Source organism: Photobacterium sp. NCIMB 13483 (assembly GCF_003025475.1).
In the GTDB taxonomy this organism is placed as follows: domain Bacteria; phylum Pseudomonadota; class Gammaproteobacteria; order Enterobacterales; family Vibrionaceae; genus Photobacterium; species Photobacterium piscicola.
The window spans coordinates 95,825-102,322 of record NZ_PYLV01000015.1; the positions used below are offsets into that span (position 1 = coordinate 95,825).

Annotated in this window: 5 protein-coding genes; 3 read left to right on the top strand and 2 right to left on the bottom strand. The window is 35.8% G+C overall.

Annotated features, from left to right (window positions below; all coding sequences use genetic code 11):
* Positions 1–2: 2 nt before the first annotated feature.
* Positions 3–1,181 (bottom strand): MerR family transcriptional regulator, encoded by a 1,179-nt coding sequence (locus tag C9I86_RS12890; protein WP_107276547.1) that lies wholly within the window; start codon positions 1,179–1,181, stop codon positions 3–5.
* Positions 1,182–1,415: 234 nt separating this feature from the next.
* On the opposite strand from C9I86_RS12890, the gene C9I86_RS12895 reads away from it, so the two are divergent.
* Positions 1,416–2,447 carry a cytosolic protein gene (locus C9I86_RS12895; RefSeq protein ID WP_107276548.1) on the top strand — a complete coding sequence of 344 codons (1,032 nt, stop codon included), beginning with the start codon at positions 1,416–1,418 and terminating at the stop codon, positions 2,445–2,447.
* 91 nt (positions 2,448–2,538) lie between these two features.
* Here C9I86_RS12895 and C9I86_RS12900 read toward each other — a convergent pair whose 3' ends face one another.
* A complete protein-coding gene (locus C9I86_RS12900; protein ID WP_107276549.1) occupies positions 2,539–3,153 on the bottom strand; it encodes a hypothetical protein in 615 nt (204 codons plus the stop codon).
* Positions 3,154–4,246: 1,093 nt separating this feature from the next.
* On the opposite strand from C9I86_RS12900, the gene C9I86_RS12905 reads away from it, so the two are divergent.
* Together C9I86_RS12905 and C9I86_RS12910 are read left to right on the top strand one after the other, a co-directional pair.
* Positions 4,247–5,131 carry a hypothetical protein gene (locus C9I86_RS12905; protein WP_107276550.1) on the top strand — a complete coding sequence of 295 codons (885 nt, stop codon included), beginning with the start codon at positions 4,247–4,249 and terminating at the stop codon, positions 5,129–5,131.
* Between the two features lie 198 nt (positions 5,132–5,329).
* A complete protein-coding gene (locus tag C9I86_RS12910) occupies positions 5,330–6,418 on the top strand; it encodes a hypothetical protein (protein ID WP_107276551.1) in 1,089 nt (362 codons plus the stop codon).
* Positions 6,419–6,498: the final 80 nt, after the last annotated feature.

Consider the following 6,498-nt stretch of genomic DNA (forward strand, 5'->3'; position numbering starts at 1 on the left):
CTTTATTTACTCGGTTTTACGATAAAGTAATGATAGGTGAAATCTTTGGCAACACTGGTTTCATAAATACCAATTTCTTGTTCTACATCCAGTAGTGCTTGAGAGGTTGGCATGGTTGGTTGTAATGCTTCAACCCTTGCTTTTAATGGTAGCCAATAATTTTCCCAAGCGTTTAGCCCCAGTGAAAAATGATCAATTACGTCATAACCTTGAGCCTGAAATAGCTTGAGCCTTGTAGGTATCGTTTGAATATCGGGATAATTGGATAGCCAAAATTGTTTAACGTTTTCATCAGGCATATCAGTAAGCCAAACCAAATCACTGACGACCAGAATACCATCATCTTTTAATAACGGTTTCCATTGTTGAAGTGCATTTTCCATTCCCATAATATAAACACAACTTTCAGCCCAAATAGCATCAAAACTCTTGGCTTCAAAGGGTAGAGCTGTCATTGATGCGCAAACAGGTGATATACGATCGACCAATTGTGAGTCTTTGATTTTTTGATTAAGTTGTTCAATTGCAACGGGTTCATTATCTACCGCGGTAATATGTGCTTTGGTGTTGTTAACCAGTAATACTGTCGATCCGCCTTTGCCTGAGCCAATTTCTAAAATACGGCGCATTTGCTGATTAGGCATCAGTGATATGGCATTTAAGGTATCTTGTTTACTACCCGGAGCCCATTGCTCTAATGGTGTAAATATTGTCATAAAATCGTTCATGTACGCATTGTGTTCATTCATGTCTTTTGATAACCACTTTAGTCTGAGAGCTTCTTTTTCATCATAGCCTTGCGTGTTGAGCCAGTTAAGGTGGACATTGGGTGCACTTTTACTTAAAGAACTGTGTAATTCTCGCTGTGATCGTTCCCCAAGTAACCCTAATAACAACTCACGCGCTTGGGTCTTTTTTTGAATGTCTTCTGTCAGTTGAGTTAACCGTTCTGACAAGATACTTTTATCCAACTTTGCTTCTAAGCAGCTTTGACATTCTTTTAGCGTCAAGCCTGCACTTTGAAGTTGTTTAATTAAAAATAACCGTTGCAAATCGCTTTCACTGTAATGACGATATCCATTATCCAGTCGGTGGCCTTTAATCAGCCCTTGCTTCTCATAATAGAGTAGCGTGGTACGTGATATTCCTGCTTTAGTCGCTAATTCTGAAATCAAATACATGACGGATCCGATGTGTATATGTGTATTGTTAATATTTGGCTAGTATGAAGTGTAAAGCTATAGACAGGTCAATATTATTTGGTTTATTTTTCATTAAAAAGTAAAAAACCGTATGGAATATTTTTTATCTTTAAAATCGAGCAAGTTAAATTAAATAATTAGTGTTCTAACTAAAATTTTCGTTTAATGCCTATCTTTGCTACAATCCCGCGGTTGTTTTTAAAGGTGGGTAAAATGAAATTATTGTATTGGTTAGATGAGTGGCTAACACACTCTCGTTCACAGCAGCAAGCGCAACTTCCAATGTCAGGAGGGGACTTACTTGATGATGTGTTTGTTAAGTATGAGTTTGTTGATGTAAATAAGCCGCTACTGTTTACATTTTCGCCTGCGGGAACCAACGTACAGCAGCAAGATATTGATGAGAATTTTGCACCTTGGGGATTCCACCTCGCTAAAAAACAGAACGTGAATGTTATCTCTTTTCAACATTTAGGAAAGAGTAATTGGTTTCGTAGTCGTAACTTAATTTTCTTTCTTGAACAGTTAACTACGTTGCTTGAACCGTTTAGCTATCGCTTAGGCTATGGTCTCAGTCGTGGTGGTTTTGCGGTGGGTGCTTTTGCCAATTTATTGCAACTTGATCAAGTTTTATTATTTCATCCAGTGAGTACCAAGAATAAAACCATCGCCCCGTGGGATAGTCGTTCTAGTACTGAACTAGCGCAGCAATTTGATTGGGAAGGGGATTACCATGATCTCGATTTAGGTAAAGCTAAAGGCTATATTATTTACGACCCCACCAATAATATCGATCGCTTACATGCCAAACGTTATCCAGAATTGACCCATTTACGTGTATTTGGAATGGGGCATGGCACTCATGCTACTTACCTTAATAAGTTTGGTTTCTATAAGCAGGTCGCTGTTGATTTTATTCGCTATCAGCAACTTGATATTGCTCAGTTTCGTCAACAAACAAAAACATTACGCTTTAAAGAAGATTATTATCAAAGCCTAAGTAAGGCCAATGCATATTCAGAACACCGATTAGGGTTATTGAGTAAAGCACATAATATTTTGATTGATGAAAAAGAAGCGCATGTACAAGAGCATCAAGCTCAAATTGATGTACAACCTTTGATTGATATAGCCTTGAAACATCAAGATGATCATCCACAAGATGCGATTCAATTACTAGAAATGGCGCAGCAACTGGTTCCTAACGACCCATTAGTTGAACATAAACTAAGACAGCTACTGTAAGATAATCCCGTTAAGACTATTATTGATTACTATCACCACATCATTCATTAATATAAAACATCAGGAATGATGTGGAGATTGATATCAGTGCTTATTTACTGCTAATGATTGATTTTGTCGTTGTCGCGATTGTTTTGATATATAACATGAATAAGAAACAGATATTCTGCTGAATACGTTTTGCTATATTTTCTGAATCGTCAACCGCATATCGGTGAATGCAAGGTGGAGTGTTACGGTATAAATAGTTAATATTATCGGTAATCAATAAATGGCGTAGCTGGTGTTTTAAATTATTCATATCTAATAATTCTGCCATCAGATAATCGTAAATATGATGAATGCTGATAGGATTAAAAGAAAGCTTTTTATCAGTAATATTAATAAAGCCTTTCGTCATCACCATCACTTCTTCTGACCAGCGTGTAGGATCGTATTGACGTGCGAGATAATGTGCAAAAGCAAAATAGCCATAGTCACTATTAAGGTTTGCCAACGTAATATCATCGTGGTTCACCATATCAACCCAACCATCAATAGATGGTGCTAATTTGGCATGAAAATAAGCAAAAAACTGCGAGTATGAACCTTTTATTTTGACTAAATCAAGAGGATGTAACGTAAGTTCTGCGTTTACTTGAGTAATAAGCAAATCTGTTGTTAATGCTATTGTAGCTTGTGATGGTGCTATCGTTATATTGTTCATATCTATCTTCGTTAGCTGTACAATCGTATGATTATTAAAATAATTTTATAGGGTGAGATTAGACAACGATTAGTAGTGGTGTTTTGTAGCCTAGCTCGCAAAAATTTAAAAAAATAAGGTTATTTAGTCGCGCTTTTAACTGAATGGTTAACTTGTAATCTATACGAAGTAAAGTCGGGCGTATATTTATTGAAACTCAAATTTATATCAACCCTAATAATTAGCTGACCATTTTTTAAATCATTAGATTTCCTCTCACTATTGTTATCACGCTCTGTTGAAAAATAACCCGGTTTATTATTCGTCATCTCGGAAGTGAGGTACGAGCTATCCGTGATCTAATCATTGCGCGCTTGAGCCTTAAAGACGCCAATAAGAACCTATTAAAATAACAATAATAATAACGTTACGATATGTTGATGATAGATTTTTGATCTTGTTCTGTAGGGGATGATGAATAATTAATTTTGGACATAATCCCGATAATTACACGGGTTATTATCCGTCATCTCGGAAGTGAGGTACGAGCTATCCGTGATCTAATCATTGCGCGCTTGAGCCTTAAAGACGCCAATAAGAACCTGTTAAAATAACAATAATAACGTTATGACATGTTAACGAGTAAAACTGGACACCCATAATTTTTTATCTGCCTACTGTCATTTCTAATCGAGAATTATTGAGATGGATATAGAGAATTTACTCACAGTGTATTGAATTTATAAAGTAAAGATATGGCTGTCCTATGTTCATTTTTTGTGAGATAGAGGGGATCGATCTAGCTCCGTTTCGGGGAATGTGATTACTGAGGGTGTGTGAATTATAGTTGCCCCAAAATTGTTTAGACCAAATACTTATTCATATCTTATTAACGTGATTTTGGATTAATTTTATTAACATATTATTTTGATTATCAGTTTTACTTAATACATTTCTTATTTTCTACATTTCAAATAAATACTTTGAAACAAAAAATACGACAAATCTCATGTAATTATGATACGAATGGAATATGATCGATACAAGATATAAGAGTGTTTTTACGTAAAAAGTAAGAAGGCTTGTTAATACACTATTAAATTTACGGGGATGTATGAGTTCAATAATCTTAGAATTGCAAGCGGATGCAATGAATGACAATGTTTCAATTCAATCCTTATTACGTAAAGCATACACTATTGCTATAAAGTTATCAGTTGAAGATTCAAGGCAATGGATCGAAGCTGAAATGAATGGGTATGATGCTGGTAGTGATGTACCAGTTTACCGGTGTATAAAAGGTACATTACAGGCTGTAAATCCATATCGAGGGCCTATTCCTGCTCAGGTCGGTAATACCGAAATGGAAGATACTATTTCCGTGTTTCACTTTCGTCAGTCAATTGCTGAAATCGAAGGCATTATTAGTAATCATAGTAAAGGATTTTTAATTCCATTTACAGGTTCTCCATTGATATCACTCCAAGATCTTTTTCAATCGGACTTTCCGTTTAGACTAAATTTTTCAGCTACATCATTAGTTCCTATAGTTGATAATGTTCGTAATACAATCTTGAAATGGGCTTTGAGGTTAGAGCAAGAGGGGGTAACAGGGGAAGGGCTTAGTTTTAGTTCAGATGAAGTAAGAAAGGCACATATGAGTACGCATATTAACATAAAGAATTTTCAGGGTGTTTTAGGTGACGTTACAGATAGTGAACTTAATCAAAATTTAGAAATGACTATTAGCGAGCCAAACAATTTTGATGAGCTTGCAAAGTATTTAGTAGAGCATAATGTCCCAGAAAACGATATTGTGGAATTAAAGCAAGCAATCGACAGTGATGGAAATATTGGTTCTACAGGTCAATTTGGCTCAAGTGTAAGCTCTTGGGTCGGAAATATGTGTACCAAAGCAGTTAGTGGCGGCTGGGCAATATCTTTGGCAACAGCAGCTAACGTTTTAGGAACTGGTATTAGTAAATATTACGGTTTATAGTAATATTAAATTTAACAAATAAGGATATGTGTCGCGGAAGAGTAAAACTGGAACCCATAATTTTTATCTACCTACTGTCATTTCTAATCGAGAATTATTGAGCGGGAGATAGGAAATTTACTTACAGCGTATTGAATTTATACAGTAAATGTATGGCTGTCCTATATTCTGTTTGTAGAGAAATTACAAGGATTTAATATGAATACAAACATGCGAATATATTCACTACTAGAAGACCGCAGTTTTCCGAGTATGGTTTTATTGGATGGTCATTGGGGAGTCGGAAAGACTTACTATGTAAAGCATGAACTACAACCATATCTAGTTAACAATTACCTTGCCCCATACAAAGTCATTTATTTATCGTTGTACGGTGTGACTAGCCTAGACGATTTCAAAGATAGAGTTATCTCCTTAACCTATACAGAGAATAAAAAATCAAGTTGGCTTACAAAGCAAAGTACTGACCTTATTGGTTCATCTGCTCAAGTGCTTTCTGGTACTAGAGGTGTAGGTGCTGTTCTAGGGGGTGTTACTTCAATTATCAAGCACCACTACTTCAATAAGCTCGACAACCTAGTACTTCTATTAGATGACCTCGAACGAATTACATGTGAAAAGGTACGGACTCAAGTCATTGGCGAGTGTTTAAACCTCACAGAAAATAAGCAACACATAAAAATTGTCGTTATTGGTAACCAAGTTAAGGTTGGTGCTCATGCTGATATAGAAAAGGTATTTAGCGATATCGTCTATATAAAGCCAACACCCACAGAATCTCTAGATGTAGTCAAGAAGATCTATATTGGTGTGAAGAAACTCAATGACCATGAACAGTCTGAAGTAGCAAAATGCCTTAAATCCCTCGAATTAGATAACTTGAGAATAATCAGACGGGCTATAGATCGATATAAAGCTGTATGTGCATTATTTGAACGCGTAGATGGTGTTAATTACAACTATCTAGAATCTAAATTGATCGATACTTCTTTCCGCATCTCTACAGCGATACACCGAGAAGGTTTCAGTTTACATGAGATTTTAGAAGGAATTGAAGATCGCCAACGTGAAATTAGTTTTTCTGATAAGGAAAAAATTAAGGAAGACAAACTTTCTGATGTTGATAAAAGACACCTTGAATTAGAAACATATATTTCACCAATTCGACACCACACACCGCAAAGCCTTGCGACTTACATTGCTACATATAAAAACAATTTTTATGATATTCATCAGGAGCTGAAGTGGTCAAGTAAAACTGTACACCTTTATAGGTGTTTAAATTAAGCGGCTGTTTCCATCACCACTGGCGGTAAATAGTTGTTATAACTATGGCCCCGCTTAGTGTTGTAATGCTGCAATATATA